This is a genomic window from Kitasatospora sp. NPDC085464, from assembly GCF_044541955.1.
GTDB lineage: Bacteria > Actinomycetota > Actinomycetes > Streptomycetales > Streptomycetaceae > Kitasatospora.
The window spans coordinates 148,912-167,861 of record NZ_JBITTM010000009.1 but is presented as its reverse complement, the minus strand read 5'-3'; the positions used below and the strand labels follow the sequence as shown (position 1 = coordinate 167,861).

The 18,950-nt window shown below is 71.1% G+C and carries 19 protein-coding genes; 10 read left to right on the top strand and 9 right to left on the bottom strand.

All coding sequences use genetic code 11. The features are described from left to right. Nucleotide 1: 1 nt before the first annotated feature. From tpiA to ACIGG8_RS10520, 3 genes are all read left to right on the top strand, one after another. Nucleotides 2–787: a triose-phosphate isomerase gene (gene tpiA / locus ACIGG8_RS10530; RefSeq protein ID WP_350521389.1), complete on the top strand. Its 786-nt coding sequence runs from the start codon at nt 2–4 to the stop codon at nt 785–787. Nucleotides 788–874: 87 nt separating this feature from the next. Further along, entirely contained in the window at nt 875–1,111 is a 237-nt protein-coding gene (gene secG / locus ACIGG8_RS10525; RefSeq protein WP_350521388.1) for a preprotein translocase subunit SecG, read from the top strand. Nucleotides 1,112–1,316: 205 nt separating this feature from the next. Continuing rightward, the gene (locus ACIGG8_RS10520) at nt 1,317–1,604 is read left to right on the top strand and encodes an RNA polymerase-binding protein RbpA (RefSeq protein WP_030238413.1); all 288 of its coding nucleotides are present in this window, start codon (nt 1,317–1,319) and stop codon (nt 1,602–1,604) included. Nucleotides 1,605–1,671: 67 nt separating this feature from the next. Here ACIGG8_RS10520 and pgl read toward each other — a convergent pair whose 3' ends face one another. From pgl to tkt, 5 genes are all read right to left on the bottom strand, one after another. Then, entirely contained in the window at nt 1,672–2,460 is a 789-nt protein-coding gene (gene pgl, locus ACIGG8_RS10515) for a 6-phosphogluconolactonase (RefSeq protein ID WP_396546954.1), read from the bottom strand. After that, nucleotides 2,457–3,554: a glucose-6-phosphate dehydrogenase assembly protein OpcA gene (gene opcA / locus ACIGG8_RS10510; RefSeq protein WP_396546952.1), complete on the bottom strand. Its 1,098-nt coding sequence runs from the start codon at nt 3,552–3,554 to the stop codon at nt 2,457–2,459. The genes pgl and opcA overlap by 4 nt, the downstream gene beginning before the upstream one ends. Beyond that, nucleotides 3,551–5,107, bottom strand: a complete 1,557-nt coding sequence (gene zwf / locus ACIGG8_RS10505) for a glucose-6-phosphate dehydrogenase (protein ID WP_350521385.1) — start codon at nt 5,105–5,107, stop codon at nt 3,551–3,553. Before zwf ends, opcA begins: the two co-directional genes overlap by 4 nt. Before the next feature lie 61 nt (nt 5,108–5,168). Continuing rightward, nucleotides 5,169–6,311 (bottom strand): transaldolase, encoded by a 1,143-nt coding sequence (gene tal, locus ACIGG8_RS10500; protein ID WP_350521384.1) that lies wholly within the window; start codon nt 6,309–6,311, stop codon nt 5,169–5,171. 87 nt (nt 6,312–6,398) lie between these two features. Continuing rightward, nucleotides 6,399–8,498 (bottom strand): transketolase, encoded by a 2,100-nt coding sequence (gene tkt / locus ACIGG8_RS10495; protein ID WP_396546951.1) that lies wholly within the window; start codon nt 8,496–8,498, stop codon nt 6,399–6,401. Nucleotides 8,499–8,959: 461 nt separating this feature from the next. Between tkt and ACIGG8_RS10490 the strand changes: the two genes are divergently transcribed. Continuing rightward, the gene (locus ACIGG8_RS10490) at nt 8,960–9,907 is read left to right on the top strand and encodes a heme o synthase (protein WP_396546949.1); all 948 of its coding nucleotides are present in this window, start codon (nt 8,960–8,962) and stop codon (nt 9,905–9,907) included. 103 nt (nt 9,908–10,010) lie between these two features. Here ACIGG8_RS10490 and ACIGG8_RS10485 read toward each other — a convergent pair whose 3' ends face one another. Further along, nucleotides 10,011–10,652, bottom strand: a complete 642-nt coding sequence (locus tag ACIGG8_RS10485) for a DUF2461 domain-containing protein (RefSeq protein WP_350521381.1) — start codon at nt 10,650–10,652, stop codon at nt 10,011–10,013. A 72-nt stretch (nt 10,653–10,724) separates the two neighbouring features. On the opposite strand from ACIGG8_RS10485, the gene ACIGG8_RS10480 reads away from it, so the two are divergent. Then, entirely contained in the window at nt 10,725–11,060 is a 336-nt protein-coding gene (locus ACIGG8_RS10480) for a hypothetical protein (RefSeq protein ID WP_396546947.1), read from the top strand. A 97-nt stretch (nt 11,061–11,157) separates the two neighbouring features. Here ACIGG8_RS10480 and ACIGG8_RS10475 read toward each other — a convergent pair whose 3' ends face one another. After that, nucleotides 11,158–12,144 (bottom strand): heme A synthase, encoded by a 987-nt coding sequence (locus ACIGG8_RS10475; RefSeq protein WP_396546946.1) that lies wholly within the window; start codon nt 12,142–12,144, stop codon nt 11,158–11,160. A gap of 84 nt (nt 12,145–12,228) precedes the next feature. Between ACIGG8_RS10475 and ACIGG8_RS10470 the strand changes: the two genes are divergently transcribed. Further along, nucleotides 12,229–12,453 carry an LPXTG cell wall anchor domain-containing protein gene (locus ACIGG8_RS10470; protein ID WP_396546945.1) on the top strand — a complete coding sequence of 75 codons (225 nt, stop codon included), beginning with the start codon at nt 12,229–12,231 and terminating at the stop codon, nt 12,451–12,453. Between the two features lie 318 nt (nt 12,454–12,771). Then, nucleotides 12,772–13,467 carry an LAETG motif-containing sortase-dependent surface protein gene (locus ACIGG8_RS10465; RefSeq protein ID WP_396546943.1) on the top strand — a complete coding sequence of 232 codons (696 nt, stop codon included), beginning with the start codon at nt 12,772–12,774 and terminating at the stop codon, nt 13,465–13,467. Nucleotides 13,468–13,534: 67 nt separating this feature from the next. Here ACIGG8_RS10465 and ACIGG8_RS10460 read toward each other — a convergent pair whose 3' ends face one another. Together ACIGG8_RS10460 and ACIGG8_RS10455 are read right to left on the bottom strand one after the other, a co-directional pair. Next, the gene (locus tag ACIGG8_RS10460; protein WP_396546942.1) at nt 13,535–14,305 is read right to left on the bottom strand and encodes an ABC transporter permease; all 771 of its coding nucleotides are present in this window, start codon (nt 14,303–14,305) and stop codon (nt 13,535–13,537) included. Beyond that, nucleotides 14,302–15,228 carry an ABC transporter ATP-binding protein gene (locus tag ACIGG8_RS10455; protein WP_396546940.1) on the bottom strand — a complete coding sequence of 309 codons (927 nt, stop codon included), beginning with the start codon at nt 15,226–15,228 and terminating at the stop codon, nt 14,302–14,304. Before ACIGG8_RS10455 ends, ACIGG8_RS10460 begins: the two co-directional genes overlap by 4 nt. A gap of 164 nt (nt 15,229–15,392) precedes the next feature. On the opposite strand from ACIGG8_RS10455, the gene ACIGG8_RS10450 reads away from it, so the two are divergent. The 3 genes from ACIGG8_RS10450 to sufD are packed head-to-tail and all read left to right on the top strand — an operon-like array spanning nt 15,393 to nt 18,947. Continuing rightward, complete coding sequence (locus ACIGG8_RS10450) at nt 15,393–16,235, top strand: MarR family transcriptional regulator (protein WP_350521376.1); 843 nt, start codon at nt 15,393–15,395, stop codon at nt 16,233–16,235. Nucleotides 16,236–16,244: 9 nt separating this feature from the next. Next, nucleotides 16,245–17,660 carry a Fe-S cluster assembly protein SufB gene (gene sufB / locus ACIGG8_RS10445; RefSeq protein WP_350521375.1) on the top strand — a complete coding sequence of 472 codons (1,416 nt, stop codon included), beginning with the start codon at nt 16,245–16,247 and terminating at the stop codon, nt 17,658–17,660. A gap of 57 nt (nt 17,661–17,717) precedes the next feature. Next, the gene (gene sufD / locus ACIGG8_RS10440; RefSeq protein WP_350521374.1) at nt 17,718–18,947 is read left to right on the top strand and encodes a Fe-S cluster assembly protein SufD; all 1,230 of its coding nucleotides are present in this window, start codon (nt 17,718–17,720) and stop codon (nt 18,945–18,947) included. The last annotated feature ends 3 nt before the right edge of the window (nt 18,948–18,950 follow it).

The window sequence follows — 18,950 nt, the reverse complement described above, 5'->3', positions numbered from 1 at the left end:
CATGACCGACCGTCTCCCGCTCATGGCGGGCAACTGGAAGATGAACCTCAACCACCTTGAGGCCATCCAGCACACCCAGAAGCTGGCGTTCGCGCTGGCCGACAAGGACTACGAGGCCGTCGAGGTCGCCGTCCTGGTGCCGTTCACCGACCTGCGCTCGGTGCAGACCCTGGTCTTCGGCGACAAGCTGAAGATCAAGTACGGCTCGCAGGACATCTCGCAGCACGACGGCGGCGCCTACACCGGCGAGGTCTCCGGGCCGATGCTGGCCAAGCTCCAGTGCACCTACGCGGTGATCGGCCACTCGGAGCGCCGCCAGTACCACGGCGAGAACGAGGAGATCGTCAACGCCAAGGTGAAGGCCGCCTACCGCGCCGGGATCACCCCGATCCTGTGCATCGGCGAGCCCCTGGACATCCGCAAGGCCGGTACCCACGTCGAGTACACCCTGGCCCAGCTGGACGGCGGCCTGGCGGACGTCCCGGCCCACCAGGCCGAGACCGTCGTGGTCGCGTACGAGCCGGTCTGGGCGATCGGCACCGGCGAGGTGGCCACCCCGGAGGACGCGCAGGAGGTCTGCGCCGCCATCCGCAAGCGGATCGCCGAGCTGTACGACGCCGAGCTGGCCGGCAAGGTCCGCGTGTTGTACGGCGGTTCGGTCAAGTCGTCGAGCGCGGCCGGCCTGATGGCCAAGCCCGACATCGACGGCGGCCTGATCGGCGGTGCCTCGCTGGACGCCGACGAGTTCGTCAAGATCGTGCGCTACCGTGAGCAGGCAGTAGGCTAACGCCGCTGCAGCAACGTAGGCTTTGGGGTCGGACCGCCGTACGCGGCCCGGCCCCTTCGCCGAAGATACGAGAGAGTTGGTCCCGTCGTGGTTCTCGGGTTCTCGATTGCCCTGATCATCTTCAGCCTGCTGATGATCCTCCTGGTGCTGCTGCACAAGGGGAAGGGCGGCGGCCTGTCGGACATGTTCGGCGGTGGCGCGATGTCCACCGGCGGCGGCTCGGCGGTGGCCGAGCGCAACCTCGACCGCATCACCATCGTGGTCGGCCTGGGCTGGTTCGCCTCCATCATCGTCCTGGGCCTGGTGCTGAAGTACCAGAGCTGACACAAGCCTGACGCCCCGTCGCCCGAGCGCCTATCCTGGAGCGGTCGGGGGCGGAGGCGATGGTGGCGGATCCTTAACTCCTGCTTACACTAGGACGACTTTCGCCACCGACGCGCTCCGCGGCGGGTCGGCGCACCAGTACGCAGGGAGTCAGACCGTGGCAAGTGGCAATGCCATCCGTGGCAGCAGGGTTGGGGCCGGCCCGATGGGCGAGGCGGAGCGCGGCGAGTCCGCCCCGCGCAACCGGATCTCCTTCTGGTGCGCCAACAAGCACGAGACCCGGCCCAGCTTCGCCGCCGAAGCGGCGATCCCGGACACCTGGGACTGCCCGCGCTGCGGCTTCCCGGCCGGGCAGGACCAGCACAACCCGCCGGCTCCCTCGCGCAACGAGCCGTACAAGACCCACCTCGCCTACGTCCGTGAGCGGCGCACCGACGCCGACGGCGAGGCGATCCTGGCCGAGGCGCTGGCGAAGCTCCGCGGCGAGATCTGAGGCGACCGGAACGGCGAAGGGCGCCACCGTCATCGACGGTGGCGCCCTTCGCCGTTGCCTGCCGGCCCTACGCCGAGGCCGGCGGGTAGAGCTGCGGCGGGATCCGCTCGGCGGCGGCGCGGTCCAGCAGCATCAGGGTGCGGCTGCGACCGTACGCGCCGGAGGCGGGCGCCTGGATCTCGCCGGGTCCGGACAGGGCCAGCGCGACCGCGCCCGCCTTGTCCTCGCCGGCGGCCAGCAGCCAGACCTCACGGGCGGACCGGATGGCCGGGAGGGTGAGCGAGATCCGGGTCGGCGGGGGCTTGGGGGCCCCGCGCACGCCGATCACGGTCAGCTCGGTCTCCCGCACGCCCGGGTGCTCGGGGAAGAGCGAGGCGACGTGGGTGTCCGGGCCGACGCCGAGCAGCAGCACGTCGAAGGCGGGGACGCCCAGCCGGTCGCCGGGCCCGGCCGCCTTCGCCAGCTCCTCCGCGTAGCGGGCGGCGGCGGCCTCCACGTCCGAGCCGTCCGGCCCGTCCGAGGCGGGCATCTCGTGCACCCGCGCCGGGTCGAGCGGGACGGCGTCCAGCAGCTCGGCCCGCGCCTGGACCGCATTGCGGTCCGGGTCGGCGGCGGACACGAACCGCTCGTCGCCCCACCAGAGGTCCAGACGGCCCCAGTCGACCGCGTCGCGCGCCGGGGAGGCGGCGATCGCGGCCAGCAGGGCGTTGCCGTTGCGACCACCGGTGAGCACCACCGAGGCGGTGCCGCGCGCGGCCTGGGCGTCCACGATCCGGGTGATCAGCCGGGCCGCGGCCGCCTGGGCCATCAGCTCCTTGTCCCGGTGGACGACCAGCTGCGGGGTCGCGTTGGTCATGCGCTTTCCTTGGTGGTGCGCTTGCCGGCGGCCTTCTTGGCGGGCTTCCGGTCCGACGCGTCGGTGGTGATCCGCTCCGGGTTGGCCACCGCGTCCTCGGCGGCGTCCCCGGTGTCCCCGGCGGCCTCCCGGGCGACCAGCCCGGCCGCCGCGGTCTCGGCGTTGGCCGGCTCGCGCAGCCGCTCGACGGGCGTGCGCACGGCCGTCGCGTAGATGTCGTCCGGGTCCAGGCGGCGCAGCTCCTCGGCGATCAGCTCCGAGGTCTCGCGCCGCTTGAGCGCCACCTGGCGGTCCGGCGAGCCGGGCATGGAGAGCGTGCCCATCAGGCCGTCCGGCCGGTCCAGGGTGACGTCCCCGTCCGTGGTGCGCAGGTGCACCGCGGTGATGCCGGGGCCGCCGGTGACGACCCGCTCGACCGGCACGTGCAGCCGGTTGGTCAGCCACAGGCCGAGCAGCTCGACGCTGGGGTTGTAGGACTCGCCCTCGACCACCGCGGAGATGATCGTGGACGGCCGCTGGTCCAGCGCGGCGGCCAGCATGGAGCGCCAGCCGGTGATCCGGGTCCAGGCCAGGTCGGTGTCGCCCGGGGTGTAGCTCTGGGCCCGCTGGGCGAGCTGGCCGACCGGGGACTCGGCGGTGACGGCGTCGGTGATCCGGCGCTGGGCGAGCGAGCCCAGCGGGTCCTGGGCCGGGTGCAGCGGCGCGTTGTCCGGCCACCAGACCACGACCGGGGCGTCCGGCAGCAGCAGCGGCAGGACGACCGACTGGGCGTGCGCGGCGAGCTCGCCGTGCATGCGCAGGATGACGGTTTCGCCGGAGCCGGCGTCCGAGCCGACCAGGACCTCGGCGTCCAGGCGGGTCTCGGCGCGGGCCCGGGGCGAGCGCCCGGCGCGCTTGATCACCGCGAGGGTGCGCGAGGGGTGCTCGCGGGAGGCGTCGTTGGCGGCCTTGAGGGCGTCGTAGGCGCTGCCCTCGTCGGTCACGATCACCAGGGTGAGCACCATGCCGGCGGCGGTGGAGCCGCTGGCCCGGCGCGCCTCCATGAGCGCGGCGTTGATCTTGCTCGACGTCGTGTTGGTGAGGTCGATCTTCATGGCCGGCGCCAGCTCCTGCCGTCTCGTGCGAGCATCTCGTCCGCCTCGACGGGGCCCCAGGTCCCCGCCGCGTACTGGGCGGGCTTGCCGTGGGTGTCCCAGTACTTCTCGATCGGGTCGAGGATCTGCCAGGAGAGCTCGACCTCCTGGTGGCGCGGGAACAGGTTGGCGTCGCCGAGCAGCACGTCGAGGATGAGCCGCTCGTACGCCTCCGGGCTGGACTCGGTGAAGGACTCGCCGTAGGCGAAGTCCATCGTGACGTCACGGACCTCGAAGGAGGTGCCCGGCACCTTGGAGCCGAACCGCACCGTCACGCCCTCGTCCGGCTGGACCCGGATGACCAGGGCGTTCTGCCCCAGCTCCTCGGTCGCGTAGGAGTCGAAGGGCAGGTACGGGGCGCGCTGGAAGACGACCGCGATCTCGGTGACCCGGCGGCCCAGGCGCTTGCCGGTGCGCAGGTAGAACGGGACGCCCGCCCAGCGGCGGTTGTTGATCTCCAGCTTGATGGCCGCGTAGGTGTCGGTCTTGGAGTCCGGGTTGATGCCGTCCTCGTCCAGGTAGCCGACGACCTCCTCGCCGCCCTGCCAGCCGGAGGCGTACTGGCCGCGCACGGTGTGCCGGCCGAGGTCGGCCGGGAGCTTGACGGCGCTGAGCACCTTGAGCTTCTCGGCGACCAGTGCCTTCGGGTGGAAGGAGGCCGGCTCCTCGATGGCGGTGAGCGCCATCAGCTGGAGCAGGTGGTTCTGGATGACGTCACGGGCGGAGCCGATGCCGTCGTAGTAGCCGGCCCGGCCGCCGATGCCGATGTCCTCGGCCATGGTGATCTGCACGTGGTCGACGTACGACCGGTTCCAGATCGGCTCGAACATCTGGTTGGCGAAGCGCAGCGCCAGGATGTTCTGGACCGTCTCCTTGCCCAGGTAGTGGTCGATCCGGAAGACCTCGTCCCGGGGGAAGACCTCGTGGACGACCTTGTTGAGCTCCTGCGCGCTCTCCAGGTCGTGGCCGAAGGGCTTCTCGATGACGGCGCGGCGCCAGGAGCCCTGCGGCGGGTCGGCCAGACCGTGCTTCTTGAGCTGCTGGACGACCGTCGGGAAGAACTTCGGCGGGACGGACAGGTAGAAGGCGAAGTTGCCGCCGGTGCCCTGGGCCTTGTCCAGCTCCTCGATGGTCGCGCGGAGCTTGTCGAAGGCGTCGTCGTCGTCGAAGGTGCCGTGCACGAAGCGCATGCCCTTGGCGAGCTGCTGCCAGACCTCCTCCCGGAACGGGGTGCGGGCGTGGTCCCGGACGGCGTCGTGCACCTCCTTCGCGAAGTCCTCGTCGTCCCACTCGCGGCGGGCGAAGCCGACGAGGGAGAAGCCCGGCGGAAGCAGACCGCGGTTGGCCAGGTCGTAGATGGCCGGCATCAGCTTCTTGCGGGACAGGTCGCCGGTGACCCCGAAGATGACCAGACCCGACGGCCCCGCGATGCGCGGGAGCCGTCGGTCCGAGGGGTCACGAAGCGGGTTGACGGGGGTGGGCGGGAGGTCGTCCGCGTCCGAATCCGAAGTCAACTCAGGGAAATCAGTGCTCACTTGATGGGCTCCGCTTTCGTGCGCTGGCTGTGAGCAGGGGTCACTTCTCGTCGGCGAAGGAGGCGAGCGAGGCGGTGACGGTGTCGAGCAGCTCGTTCCAGGACTGCTCGAACTTCTCGACGCCCTCGTCCTCCAGGACCTGGACCACGTCGTCGTAGTCCACGCCGGCCGCGGCGATCGCGTCCAGCACGGCCTTGGCGTCGGCGTAGTTGGGGACGATGGTGTTGCCGGTGATCACGCCGTGGTCGCCGGTGGCGTCCAGGGTGGCCTCGGGCATGGTGTTGACGGTGCCGGGGGCGACCAGCTCGGTGACGTACAGGGTGTCCGGCAGGGCCGGGTCCTTGACACCGGTGGAGGCCCACAGCGGGCGCTGCGGCTTGGCGCCGGCGGCCTCCAGGGCCTTCCAGCGCGCGTTGCCGGCGGTCTTGCCGTCGACGCTGCCGAAGACCTCCTCGTACGCCTGGTAGGCGAGGCGGGCGTTGGCCAGGGCGGCCTTGGAGCGCAGGTCCTTGGCGTCGCCGCCGATCTTGTCCAGGCGCTTGTCGATCTCGGTGTCCACGCGGGACACGAAGAAGGAGGCGACCGACTCGATCTGGGAGAGGTCCAGGCCCTTGGCCTTGGCGGACTCCAGGCCGGTCAGGTAGGCGTCGATGACGGCCTTGTAGCGCTCCAGCGAGAAGATCAGCGTGACGTTGACGCTGATGCCCCGGCCGATGACCTCGCTGATCGCGGGCAGGCCGGCCTTGGTGGCGGGGATCTTGATGAAGACGTTCGGGCGGTCGACCAGCCACCACAGCTGCTTGGCCTCGGCCACGGTGGGGGCGGTCTCGTGCGCCAGGCGCGGGTCGACCTCGATGGAGACCCGGCCGTCGCGGCCGTTGGAGGCGTCGTAGACCGGGCGCAGCACGTCGGCCGCGTCGCGCACGTCGGAGGTGGTGATCATGCGGATCGCCTCGTCGGTGGTGACCTTGCGGACGGCGAGGTCGCGCAGCTGACCGTCGTAGGAGTCGTCGCCGCTGCCGGCGATCGCCTTCTGGAAGATGGTCGGGTTGGTGGTGACGCCCACCACGTGCTTGTTCTGCACCAGTTCGGCCAGGTTGCCGGAGTTGAGCCGCTTGCGGCTGAGGTCGTCCAGCCAGATCGCAACGCCTTCGTCGCTGAGGCGCTTCAGTGCGTCAGTCATGGTGCTTCAGTCCCTTGTTCTTCTGCTTCGTGGGGTAGGCGGAGGGGGCCGCGTACTCGCGTGCGGGCGGGTACGCGGCCCTGGCGGCTAGCGGTTGACGGCTTCGAGGGAGCGCAGGGCGTTGTGGGCCTCGGCCACCACGCGCTCGGCGGTGATGCCGAACTCCTCGAAGAGCACCTTGTAGTCGGCGGAGGCGCCGAAGTGCTCCAGCGAGACGATGCGGCCGTGGTCGCCGACCAGCTCGCGCCAGCCCTGTGCGATGCCGGCCTCGACCGACACCCGGGCCTTGACCGACGGCGGCAGCACGCTGTCGCGGTAGGCCTGGTCCTGCTCCTGGAACCACTCGAAGGACGGCATGGAGACCACGCGGGTCGCGATGCCCTCGGCCTCCAGCACCTCGCGGGCCTTGACGGCCAGCTGGACCTCGGAGCCGGTGCCGAGCAGGATCAGCTGCGGGTCGCCGGTGGAGGCCTCGGCCAGGATGTAGCCGCCCTTGGCGGTGCCCTCGGCGGAGCCGAAGACCTCGCGGTCGAAGGTCGGGACGCCCTGGCGGGTGAGGGCCAGGCCGACCGGGCCCGGGTGGCTGGTCTGGCGCTCGACGACGGTGCGCCAGGCGACGGCGGTCTCGTTGGCGTCGGCCGGGCGGACCATGGCCAGGCCCGGGATGGCGCGCAGCGAGGCCAGGTGCTCGACCGGCTGGTGGGTCGGGCCGTCCTCGCCGAGGCCGATCGAGTCGTGCGTCCAGACGTAGGTGACCGGCAGCTTCATCAGCGCGGCCAGGCGGACGGCCGGGCGCATGTAGTCGGCGAAGACCAGGAAGGTGCCGCCGTACACACGGGTCTTGCCGTGCAGGGCGATGCCGTTCATGGTCGAGCCCATGGCGTGCTCGCGGATGCCGAAGTGGATCGTGCGGCCGTACGGGCTCGCCGACTTCAGCGGGTTGCCCTCGGGGAGGAAGGAGCTGTCCTCGTCGATGGTGGTGAGGTTGGACTCGGCGAGGTCGGCGGAGCCGCCCCACAGCTCCGGGATCACCGCGCCGATCGCCTTGAGGGTGTCGCCGGAGGCCTTGCGGGTGGCGACGTCCTTGCCGGCCGGGAAGGAGGGGACGGCCTTCTTCCAGCCCTCGGGCAGCTCGCCGGCCTGGATGCGGTCGAACTCGGCGGCGCGGTCCGCGTCCGCGGCGCGCCAGGCGTCGAAGGACAGCTGCCACTGGTCGCGGGCGGCCTTGCCGCGCTTGATGACCAGGCGGGCGTGCTCGATGACCTGGTCGCTGACCTCGAAGGTCTTCTCCGGGTCGAAGCCCAGGACCTTCTTGGTGGCGGCGATCTCGGCGGCGCCGAGCGCGGAGCCGTGCGCCTTGGCGGTGTTCTGCGCGTCCGGGGCGGGCCACGCGATGATCGTGCGCATCGCGATGAACGACGGGCGGGAGGTCTCGGCCTTGGCCGCGGCCAGCGCGTCGGCCAGGGCGGCCACGTCGATGTCGCCGTTGGACTTCGGGGTCACCCGCTGGACGTGCCAGCCGTACGCCTCGTAGCGCTTGAGGACGTCCTCGGAGAAGGCGGTCTCGGTGTCGCCCTCGATCGAGATGTGGTTGTCGTCGTAGAGCGCGACCAGGTTGCCCAGCTTCTGGTGGCCGGCCAGCGAGGAGGCCTCGGCGGAGATGCCCTCCTCCAGGTCGCCGTCGGAGACGATGGCCCAGATGGTGTGGTCGAAGGGGGATTCGCCGGCCGGGGCCTGCGGGTCGAAGAGGCCGCGCTCGTAGCGGGCCGCCATCGCCATGCCGACCGCGTTGGCGATGCCCTGGCCCAGCGGGCCGGTGGTGGTCTCGACGCCGGCCGTGTGGCCGTGCTCCGGGTGACCGGGGGTGCGGCTGCCGGCGACGCGGAAGGCCTTGAGGTCGTCCAGCTCCAGGCCGTAGCCCGAGAGGTACAGCTGGGTGTAGAGCGTCAGGCTGGTGTGCCCGGGGGAGAGGACGAAGCGGTCGCGGCCGACCCAGGACGGGTCGGTCGGGTCGTGGCGCAGGAAGCGCTGGAAGATCAGGTACGCGGCCGGGGCCAGCGACATGGCCGTCCCGGGGTGCCCGTTGCCGACCTTCTGGACAGCGTCCATGGCGAGGACTCGCGCGGTGTCAACCGTGCGCTCGTCCAGATCGGTCCACTCGAATGCGTTCGTCGGCGCAGTGCTCACCCTGTCTCAGGGCTCCTTCCATTGAAGAGTGACCCCGTGAATGGGGACCGGGTCGGCCACGGCGCTGTGGTCCCGACGCTGGGTGGTGCCGGTCACGGAGGGTAGATCCCGCTTCTGCGTGCGAGCCTACCGTCCGGGCCGGGGCTCACCCTCCGTGCTGAGACAACCGGGATTTCCGCATGGTGATTCCCACTAGGCCCGTATGACTGCTTTTGTCCCAGGCTCTCCTGTTTCGTGACGGCCCGCCGCCGGGGTGGTCAGGACGGGGTAGCGGGGGCCGCCGGAGACGGTTCGTGGCTTCACCCAGTCGGTTCACCCGGGGGTGTGCGGTTCGGCCTCGCCGGGGACCCCGGAGCCGGATGGGATATATGGAGCGTCTATGGTGTCGTGGTACGCGCAGAGCGGACGATTCGGGACCCTTCGTTCCTGTGGACGCCTGCGAGGATTCATCTTCAGTTGGGGTGTTAGTGACCGCCGTCGAAACCCGTCCCGCCGGGGTCACCGGGGCGACGCCTGCGCACCGGCCGATCGGGGCCCGTGTCGGCGCGTTCGTCGCACTGACCAAGCCCCGGATCATCGAGCTGCTGCTGATGAGCACCGTGCCGGTGATGTTCCTGGCCCAGCAGGGCGTGCCGAGCATGCTGCTGGTCCTGAAGGTCGTCGTCGGCGGCTACCTCTCGGCGGGCGGCGCCAACGCCCTCAACATGTACATCGACCGCGACATCGACGCGATGATGTCCCGCACCGAGCGCCGGCCGATCGTCACCGGGATGGTGTCGCCGCGCGAGGCGCTGGTGTTCGGCATCGCGCTTGCGGTCCTCTCCACCGCGCTGCTCGGCTGGGGCGTCAACTGGCTCTCCGCCGGACTGGCGCTGGGCGCGCTGCTGTTCTACGTGTTCGTCTACACGCTCGGGCTGAAGCGGCGCACCTCGCAGAACATCGTCTGGGGCGGCATCGCCGGCTGCATGCCGGTGCTGATCGGCTGGTCCTCGGTGACCGACTCGGTGTCGTGGGTGGCGGTGGCGCTGTTCCTGGTGGTGTTCTTCTGGACCCCGCCGCACACCTGGGTGCTGTCGATGAAGGTGCGCGACGACTACCTGCGCGCGGGCGTGCCGATGCTGCCGGTCGTCAAGGGCAACGTGGCGGTCGGCAAGCAGGTGGTCGCCTACTCCTGGGTGATGGTCGCGACCTCGCTGGCGGTGTGGCCGCTGGGGCACATGAGCTGGCTGTACCCCGTCGCAGCGGTGCTGCTCGGCGGCTTCTGGCTGCGCGAGGCGCACGCGCTGTACGGGCGGGCCAAGGCCGGGGTGGTGGGAGCCAAGCTGAAGGAGATGCGGCTGTTCCACTGGTCGATCACCTACCTGTCGCTGCTGTTCGTGGTGTGCGCGATCGACCCGTTCGTGAAGTAGACGTCGTGCGGAAGAGCCCCGGTCCTCCTCGGACCGGGGCTCTTCCGTTTCCGGCTCTTCCGTTTCCGGCTCTTCCGTTTCCGGCTCTTCCGTTTCCGGTGCGTCAGCGGGGCGGCAGCTCGGAGGGGCCGACGTGGCCGTCCAGCCAGTCCCGCAGCGGCAGGGAGGCCTGCAGGAAGGCGGTGATCCGGGTGTAGGCGGTGCGGGTGCCCAGCCACTTCGCGGGCTCCCACTCCTGCCAGGCCACCAGGCCCTTGTGGCGCAGCAGCTCGATCCGGGGGTGGTCCTTGGGGTAGCCGCGCGGGGCCGACTTGAGGGAGTCCCGGCCGAACACCTTCGGGCCGTCCTTCTCCACCCTGGCGATCACCCGTTCCAGCTCGGCGCCGGTGACGTCCTCCGCGACGGCGGCGCGGTAGCGCTCCAGCTGGTCCGGGGCGAGCTGGTACATGCCGTTGCCGCAGGCCAGGCCGTCGGCGGAGAGCTGGATGTAGCCGCCGCTCTCCAGGTGCGCGCCGATGTGCGTCTTGTACGGGGACTTGTCGGCGCTGAAGCGGATGTCGCGGTTCGGGCGGAAGATCTTCCCCTGCCCGAACTCCGGCTCCAGGTCGGAGAGCAGCTGCTCCATCGGGGCCCGTACGGCGTCCTCGTACTGCTCCTTGTGGGCCTGCCAGAAGGTCTTCGAGTTGTCGGCCTCCAGGTGCTCGTAGAAGTCGAGCGCCTCGGAGGGCCAGCCTTTGAACGTCACGTCTCCAGTATGTGTCCCGGTGCACAGGGTGCTCCCGTCGCCAGGGCGTGTACCGGTGGGTAGCATGCGGGCATGAGCAGCGCAGAGATTGCCACGGCCGCGCCGGACGCCCGCACCGAGCGCCGCGCCAAGCGCATCGCCAAGAACCTCACCAGCTTCGCCCAGCAGCACGGCGGCAGCGCCGACGCGGTCGTCGAGTACGTCGGCGCCGTGGCCACCCGGATCGTCGTGGTCGGCGCGGACGGCGCCTGGGGTGACCAGGTCGCCCCCAGCTACGCCGTCGGCCGACGGGCCGCCGAGCTGGCCGGGTTGACCCTGCACGACGACTTCGAGGGCGAGCTGGGCCTCAAGGTCAAGACCGGCCCGTACGAGTGGAAGCGGATGGCCGGCATCCAGCTCGGCGGCTGACGCCCCGCTCGGACGACGCGAAGGCCCGGTTCCCCCCGTGCGGGGGAACCGGGCCTTCGCGCTGTCCGGTGCCGTTCCGGTGTCGTTCCCGGCGCCCTCAGGCGGCCGCGCTCTGCGGGGTCCGGTCGGCCGGCTGCTCGGCGGCGGCCTCGTCCTCGCGGGTGCGCAGGGCGAGCGGGATGCGCAGCGCGGCGATCCAGGTCAGCGTGGCCAGGAACATGTGCAGGCCGACCATCAGCTCCGGGGCGTCGGTGAAGTACTGGACGAAGCCGAGCACGCCCTGGAGCAGCAGGACCGCGAGCAGTTCCTTCGCGCGGGCGCGGGCGGGCTGCGGGGCCTTGATCGCGGCGAAGACGAAGATCGCCGCGATGGCCAGGCCGACCGAGACGAAGGCGAAGTCGGCGTGGAACTGGGCGAGGCGGTCGTAGTCGATCGGGATCCGCGGGACGATCTTGTTGTCCTTGGGGGTGCCCGGGTGGTGGCCGGCGCCGGTCACCAGGGTGCCGGCCGCGACCAGCAGGCCGACGACCGTGACCAGGACATAGGAGAGCTGCTGGATGGGGCGGGCGACCGCGAGCTTCGGCGGGCCGTCGCCCTCCTTGCTGCGCTCCCACATCAGCAGGGCGACCCAGACCAGGGCCATCGCGGCGATCATGTGCAGGGCGACGGTGTACGGGTTGAGGCCCGTGAGGACCGTGATGCCGCCGAGTACGGCGTTGCTCATCACCAGCCAGAACTGGGCCCAGCCGAGCTTGGTCAGGCTGCGCCGCCATGGCCGGGCGCACCGGGCGGCCAGGATCGCCCAGCCGACCGCCGCGCTCAGCACGTAGGTGAGCATCCGGTTGGTGAACTCGACGACGCCGTGGAATCCCATCTCGGCGGTGGGCGTCAGGCTCTCGTCGGTGCAGCGGGGCCAGGTCGTACAGCCGAGGCCGGAGGCGGTGAGCCGGACGGCGCCGCCGGTGACGACGATCACCACGCTCATCACCAGCGCGGCGAACGCGGCGCGCCGGACCATCGCGGCGGAGGGCTGCCAGCGCTCGGCGAGCAGGGAGAAGGGGGTGGTCTTAAGCACGACGTCCATGGTAAGTGGCTTTATGGGCGATCTTGGGGCGGGGCCGCCCCGCCACGTCCGGGGCGTGGAGGGACTGTTCGGACAAAACGGTCAATGGTCTTGACCAGTCACGCGGGTGATCGAAAGAGTGTGGATTGGTCCATACCTTTTTCGGGCCACTCCCACTCGGCGAGCCCGTCCGCCCGGGAGACCGGCGGCGGCAACCTGGCGCACACCGGCTCCGGCCCAGTGCTGCCGCTGGCGATCGGCGGTGCCGCGGTGATCGCCGCCGGTGGCGCGATCGTGGTGGCCGCCCGGCGCAAGGCCAGGAGGGCCTGATAAGGCAGGAAAAGTCCGAATGTTCGTCGGCTGATTGAAGCGGCGCCCCCAGTGGTTGAACCCGATCACCGGGGGCGCCGTTCTGTCTGGAAGGTGACGAAGTTCATTCAAGTTTGCCGAATCCGCGTTCCGCGAGGTGGCGACTGTGATGGGCTGGTCATGCACATCGAAGACTGGACGGACAGACGAAATCCGGTCGTACGGCGGGGTGTGGCGGGAAGCGGGAGTGCCGGTAGAGTCCCCCGGACAGTCGTAGCGGGCCACCGCGAACCATTCAACACGCCTGCTGCACAAGACCGTTCGGAGGGGAACAGCGTAATGGCGCGACAGCAGCGGCACATCGGGATCGGCGCGGCGGCACTTGCCGGCACAGCGGCGGCCGGATTTCTACTGCCTCTGGCGCTGGCCACCAACGCCTCGGCGCACGTGCCGAGTTGGTCGGTGACCTGCGACAAGATCGTGATCGATCTGATCAACTACAGCCCCAAGGCCGACGTGAAGAACACCGTCAGCCTCACCATCGACGGCGACAAGGTCCTGGACAACAAGGCCTTCCCCGCCGAGTTCCACGGCACCTTCCCGGTGAAGGACCACACCGCCCCGATCAAGGCGAACCTGGTGGTGACCACCTCGGAGAACCCGAACGAGAAGGGGTGGAACATCAACGAGACCAAGACCATCGAGCCGTGCCACACGCCGACTCCGACCCCCACCCCCACCAAGACCCCCACCCCCACCCCCACGCCGACGCCCACCGTGACGCCGACGAAGACCCCCGCGCCGACGCCGACGCCCACCGTGACGCCGACCGCGACGCCGACCGTGACCCCGTCGGCCACCCCGACCCCGAGCACGACGCCCTCCCCGGCGCCCACGAGCAGCGGCCCGGTGCTCGCCCAGACCGGTAGCAACGACGCGACCCCGATGATCGCGGCGGCCGGCGGCGGCGTGCTGCTGGTCGGTGGCGCGCTCGTCGTGCTCGCCCGCAAGCGTCGTGGCGGCAGCCAGGGCTGACGCACCGCGACCCGAACACGGCAACGCCCCCCCGGCCGGGGGGGCGTTGCCGTGTCGCAGGCGCGGCCTACTCCCAGCGGAAGAAGCGGGCGGCCGCGGCCAGGCCGAGCACGGCCCAGCCGGCCAGGATCCCGAGGTCCGCCCAGGGCACCCCGGCACCCGTCTGCAGCACCGAGCGCAGGCCGTCCGACAGCGCCGAGATCGGCAGCAGCTCCAGCACCGACCGCACGGCGTCGGGGAACCGGCTCAGCGGCACGATCACCCCGCCCGCGAGCAGCAGCAGGATGAACACCAGGTTGGCGGCGGCCAGCGTGGCCTCGGCCTTCAGGGTGCCCGCCATCAGCAGGCCGAGCCCGGAGAAGGCGGCGGTGCCGAGGACCAGCAGCGCGGCCACGCTGAACGGGTCGCCGTGCGGGGACCAGCCGAGCGCCAGGGCGATCACCGTCAGCAGCGCGACCTGCAGCGCCTCGGTGACCAGCACGCAGCCGGTCTTGGCGGTCAGCAGCGCCCAGCGCGGGAGCGGGCTCGCGCCGAGCCGCTTCAGCACGCCGTAGCGGCGCTCGAAGCCGGTCGCGATGGCCTGCCCGGTGAACGCCGTCGACATCACGGCCAGCGCGAGCAGGCCGGGGGCCAGGAAGTCGACCCGCTTGCCCGGGCCCTCCACCGCGACGATGTCCACCGCGGAGAACAGCACCAGCAGCACGGTGGGGATGACCACGGTGAGCAGCAGCTGCTCGCCGTTGCGCAGCAGCATCCGGGTCTCGAACGCGGTCTGCGCGAGCAGCATCCGGCCGACCGGCGCTGCGCCCGGCTTCGGGGCGTAATCGGTGGCACTCACGATCGGAGCTCCCGTCCGGTCAGGTCGAGGAAGACGTCTTCGAGGCTGCGGCGCTGCGCGGACAGCCGCTCGGGCAGGACGCCGGAGGCCGCGCACCAGCCGGTCACGGTGGCCACCAGCTGGGGGTCGACGGGCGCCTCGACCCGGTAGTTGCCCGGGGCGGTCTCGACGGCGGTGGCGCCCTCGGGCAGCTCCTTGAGCAGCGGGCCGAGGTCGAGCCCGGGCGGGCCGTCGAAGCGCAGGGCGCTCTCGGCGCCGCCGCGGCACAGCTCCTCGGTGGTGCCGTCGGCGATCACCCGGCCGCGGTCCACGATCGCGACGCGGTCGGCGAGCTGCTCGGCCTCGTCCATGTGGTGGGTGGTGACGACCACGGTGACGCCGTCCCGGCGAAGGTCGCGGACCAGCTCCCAGGTGGCGCGGCGGGCCTGCGGGTCGAGGCCGGCGGTGGGCTCGTCCAGGAAGACCAGCTCGGGGCGGCCGACCACGGCCATGGCCAGGGCGAGCCGCTGCTGCTGGCCGCCGGACAGCCGCCGGTAGGTGGTCCGGCCGCAGGAACCGAGGCCGAGGCGCTCGACCAGCGCGTCCACGTCCAGCGGGTGGGCGTGCAGCTTGGCGGTGTGCCGCAGCATCTCGACGGCGCGGGCACCCGCGTACACACCACCCGACTGCAGCATGACGCCGATCCGGGGGCGCAGCGCGGCGTTCTGGGCGACCGGGTCGAGGCCGAGCACGCGGACGGTGCCGGCGTCGGGGCGGCGGTAGCCCTCGCAGGTCTCGATGGTGGTGGTCTTGCCGGCGCCGTTGGGGCCGAGGACGGCGGTGATCGCGCCGCGTGCGATGGTGAGGTCGAGGCCGTCCACCGCGGGCTTGTCGCCGTAGCGCTTGACCAGCCCGGCGATCTGGACCGCGGGTTCGGAGTGCATACCGGCGAGTGTAAGAGGCGCTCACGAACCGGCCGTACGGCGGCCTCGGTGATCGTTTCGGCTGGTCAGGTAAGGCTTACCTGCGTGATCGATGACACCGGTGAGGCATGGATCACGGCTTGTCCCGACGGAAGTAATTACGCAACACTGGTGTTGTGAAAAACATGCGCGAGCACGCCCAGCAGCAGGAGGCCGAGTCGGCCTCCCACTGCGACGTGCCCGTGACGGCGGCCGAGGTGCTGCTGGAGGGCCACCGCGCCACCCGGGACCGGGTCGCCCGGTCGATCCTGGACCACGGCCCGTCCTCCGCCGCCGACCTCGCGAGCCGGCTCGGCCTCACCGCCGCCGCCGTGCGCCGCCACCTGGACGGACTCACCGCCGCCGGCCTGGTCGAGTCCCGCGAGCAGCGGGTCTACGGCAGCCGCGGCCGGGGCCGCCCGGCCAAGGTCTTCGCCCTCACCGACGGCGGCCGGGACGCCTTCTACCAGGCGTACGACCAGCTCGCCGCCGACGCCCTGCGCTGGATCTCGGACTCGGTGGGCGGCGGCAAGGCGGGCGAGGAGGCCGTCGCCGCCTTCGCCCGGGCCCGTTTCGGCAAGCAGGGCGAGAAGTACCTGGAGGCGCTGGGCCGGGCCGGGGCGGGGGAGCGCACCGAGGCGCTCGCCGAGGCGCTCAGTGCCGACGGGTACGCTGCCACGGTGCGGCGTGTCCCGTCGGCCGCGGCGAAGGCCCCGGCGGGCGCCCAGCTCTGCCAGCACCACTGCCCGGTCGCGCACATCGCCGAGCAGTTCCCGCAGCTCTGCGAGGCGGAGACCGAGGTCTTCTCCCGGCTCCTGGGCACCCATGTGCAACGGCTGGCCACCATCGCCCACGGCGACGGGGTCTGCACCACCTATGTGCCGGCACCCGGTGCCGCATCGTCGCCCGCCCGGGGTTCCGCGGGCCGCGGCTCCGATGCAGTGCCGACTGCCGGTACGTCCACCGAAGATTCTGCGTCCGCGCGTTAGGAAGCTCGCATGACTGACACCGTTTCGCACCCGGAGCTTGAGGGCCTGGGCAACTACGAGTACGGCTGGGCCGACCCGGACGCCGCCGGCGCCGTTGCCAAGCGCGGGCTCAGCGAGGAGGTCGTGCGCGACATCTCCGCGAAGAAGAGCGAGTCCGAGTGGATGCTGAACCTCCGGCTCAAGGGCCTGAAGCTGTTCGGCAAGAAGCCCATGCCGACCTGGGGCTCCGACCTCACCGGCATCGACTTCGACAACATCAAGTACTTCGTCCGCTCCACCGAGAAGCAGGCCGAGTCCTGGGAGGACCTGCCGGCGGACATCAAGGCCACCTACGACAAGCTCGGCATCCCGGAGGCGGAGAAGCAGCGCCTGGTCGCCGGTGTCGCCGCCCAGTACGAGTCCGAGGTCGTCTACCACCAGATCCGCGAGGACCTGGAGGAGCAGGGCGTCATCTTCCTGGACACCGACACCGCGCTGCGCGAGCACCCGGAGCTGTTCAAGGAGTACTTCGGCACCGTCATCCCGGCCGGTGACAACAAGTTCGCCGCGCTGAACACCGCGGTGTGGTCCGGCGGCTCGTTCATCTACGTGCCGAAGGGCGTGCACGTCGACATCCCGCTGCAGGCCTACTTCCGGATCAACACCGAGAACATGGGCCAGTTCGAGCGGACGCTGATCATCGTCGACGAGGACGCCTACGTCCACTACGTCGAGGGCTGCACCGCGCCGATCTACTCCTCCGACTCGCTGCACTCCGCGGTCGTGGAGATCATCGTCAAGAAGGGCGGCCGCTGCCGCTACACGACCATCCAGAACTGGTCGAACAACGTCTACAACCTGGTCACCAAGCGCGCCGTGGCGTACGAGGGCGCGACCATGGAGTGGGTCGACGGCAACATCGGCTCCAAGGTCACCATGAAGTACCCGGCCGTCTACCTGATGGGCGAGCACGCCAAGGGCGAGACCCTGTCGATCGCCTTCGCGGGCGAGGGCCAGCACCAGGACGCCGGCGCCAAGATGGTGCACATGGCGCCGAACACCTCGTCGCACATCGTCTCCAAGTCGGTGGCGCGCGGCGGCGGCCGCACCTCCTACCGCGGTCTGATCGAGATCGGCGAGGGCGCGCACGGCGCCAAGTCCAACGTGCTGTGCGACGCGCTGCTGGTCGACACCGTCTCCCGCTCGGACACCTACCCGTACGTGGACGTCCGCGAGGACGACGTGTCCATGGGCCACGAGGCGACCGTCTCCAAGGTCAGCGAGGACCAGCTGTTCTACCTGATGAGCCGCGGTCTGACCGAGACCGAGGCCATGGCGATGATCGTCCGCGGCTTCGTCGAGCCGATCGCGCGCGAGCTGCCGATGGAGTACGCGTTGGAGCTCAACCGGCTGATCGAGCTGCAGATGGAGGGCGCGGTCGGCTGACGTCCAGCCGCCACCGCCGTCCACCGATTTCCGAGGAAGAGAGCACTACGAACAGCCATGGCTGAGCAGAACACCACCGGCTCCACCACCGCCGGGTCGATCGAGGTCGGCACCGCCGGCGCGGGCGCGCAGCTCGCCGGCCCCGGCACCGGCCGGGCCACGGTCCAGCAGCCGATCGACGCGCGCGTCGCGGTCAAGCCGTCCTTCGACGTGAACGACTTCCCGGTGCCGCACGGCCGCGAGGAGGACTGGCGGTTCACCCCGCTGCACCGCCTCGGCGGGCTGCACGACGGGACCGCCGCCCAGGCCGAGAAGGGCGAGGACAAGGTCGAGTTCACGCTGCCGGACGGCGTCACCGCCGAGACCGTCGGCCGCGACGACGCCCGCCTGGGCAAGGCCGGTACGCCGGTGGACCGGGTCGCCGCGCAGGCGTTCAGCGCCTTCGAGCAGGCCCTGGTGGTCACCGTCCCCAAGGACGCGGTGCTGACCGAGCCGGTCAGGATCGACGTGCGCGGCGAGGGCGGCGTCCGCTTCGCCCACGTGGTGATCGACGTCAAGCCGTTCGCCGAGGCCGTCGTGGTGCTCAACCACGCGGGCACCGGCACCCGGGCCGCCAACGTCGAGCTGCTGGTCGGCGACGGCGCCAAGCTCACCTTCGTCTCCGTCCAGGACTGGGAGCGCGACGCCGTCCACGTCGCCCAGCACAACGCGCTGGTCGGCCGGGACGCCACGTACAAGTCCGTGGTCGTGACCTTCGGCGGCGACCTGGTCCGCCTGCACCCGCGGGTCAACTACGCGGGCCCCGGCGGCGAGGCCGAGCTGTTCGGCCTCTACTTCGCCGACGCCGGCCAGCACCTGGAGCACCGCCTGGTGATCGACCACGACACGCCGCACTGCCGGTCGAACGTGGCGTACAAGGGCGCGCTGCAGGGCCAGGACGCGCACGCGGTCTGGGTCGGCGACGTGCTGATCCGCGCCGCCGCGCTCGGCACCGACACCTACGAGCTCAACCGCAACCTGGTGCTCACCGACGGCGCCCGGGTCGACTCGATCCCGAACCTGGAGATCGAGACCGGCGAGATCGTCGGCGCCGGCCACGCCTCGGCGACCGGCCGCTTCGACGACGAGCAGCTGTTCTACCTGCAGGCCCGCGGCATCCCGGCGGACGAGGCCCGCCGCCTGGTGGTCCGCGGCTTCTTCGCCGAGCTGCTCCAGCAGATCGGCGTGGCCGAGGTCCAGGAACAGCTCATGGAGAAGATCGACGCAGAGCTGGAAGCGGCGGTCTGAACG